This window comes from Halorubrum sp. AJ67 (genome assembly GCF_000513435.1).
Map to the genome: position 1 here is coordinate 28,847 of NZ_CBVY010000026.1, position 1,337 is coordinate 30,183.

Here is a 1,337-nt window from a genome sequence, read left to right on the forward strand (position 1 = left end):
TTCTGTACCGAGGCGGGCGGCGCGAGCGCGACGGGGGCCGGCGAGGACATCGCCCGCGTGACGCTCTCGCGGCGGGCGGTCAAGTATCTAGACGACGGGGTCGGGGCACAGGCGGCGGCCGAGCGAGCGATCGACGAGTTCGAGGAGATTACGGGGTCGGGTGCGGGGGTTATCGTGCTCGGGGACGACGAGGCCGGGAGCGCGTTTAATACAGAAGGGATGCAGACGAGCGTCGCCGATACGTGAACGACACGGACGGATTTCTCGGCGCTTTGGCGGCCTAACTCCTCGATGTCGGCGGTGAATCATCGATCGACGCGGATTCCTCCGAAGCCCCAGCCGCTCGCTACGACGAAGCTGCCGCTGAGGTGGCCACCGAAGCCCCAGCCGGGAGGCGGGCGCACGCTCGCTGCGCGCTTCAGTCGCTCACTACGTTCGCTCCTTCCAGTGCTTGCGTCGCCTGCGCCCGCCTCCCGACTGCCCCTTCGAGTCCCACCCCGCACCGCAACCGCACCTCACGCCTCCCCAGCCTCGTCAGTCGCCGTCGCTTTGCTCCGGCGACTGACTCCCTCGCGCGTGCTGCTCGGCCGCGGGGCGGCCTCGCAGGCACGCGCCAACCGGGAAATCGGTCGAGTGTCGCCGTTCGTCCCTACGTCAGATGCGCGGGGTTCCACCTCGAACACCCAGTCTCTACGTCGCCCGCGGAGGCGAGGATACAAATCCGGGCGTCGCCTTGCGCCGGTATGGTAACCTTCCTCGCCGGGGGGACGGGCACGCCGAAGCTCCTCGACGGCGCGGCCCGCGTGTGGGACCCGGCCGAGACGGCGGTCGTCGCCAACACGGGCGACGACGTCGAGATCGGTGGCCACCTCGTCTGCCCCGACGTCGACACCGTGCTGTTCGCGGGCGGCGGCGTCCTCGACCGGGAGACGTGGTGGGGGATCGACGGCGACACGACCGCGACCCACGAGGAGCTGCGCCGACTCGCGGAGGCGGCCGGACTCGAAACCGAGCCCCGGTACCTCGACGACGCGGCCCAGACCGCCGGCCGGGAGATCGCGCGCTGGCGGCGCTTCTCGGCGGTCGGCGAGTTCATGGAGATCGGCGACCGCGACCGCGCGGTCCACCTCACGCGCACGAGCCTGCTCGACGAGGGGCACACGCTCACCGAGGCGATCCGCGTCCTCGCGGACGCGTCCGATCTCGACGCCGACCTCCTCCCGATGTCGGACGACCCGGTGGCGACGCTGATCCACACCGAGGCCGGCGAGACGATCCACTTCCAGGAGTACTGGGTCGCGCGCCGCGGCGAGCCGCCGGTCGCGGACGTGGAGTTC

Annotated in this window: 2 protein-coding genes; both read left to right on the forward strand. The window is 71.1% G+C overall.

What is annotated here, in order from left to right:
* On the forward strand, positions 1-246 hold a 246-nt coding region (locus BN903_RS14360; protein WP_048078376.1), incomplete at its 5' end, for an isoaspartyl peptidase/L-asparaginase.
* A gap of 497 nt (positions 247-743) precedes the next feature.
* A partial coding sequence (locus BN903_RS14365; protein WP_048078377.1) for a 2-phospho-L-lactate transferase CofD family protein occupies positions 744-1,337 on the forward strand: 594 nt, incomplete at its 3' end.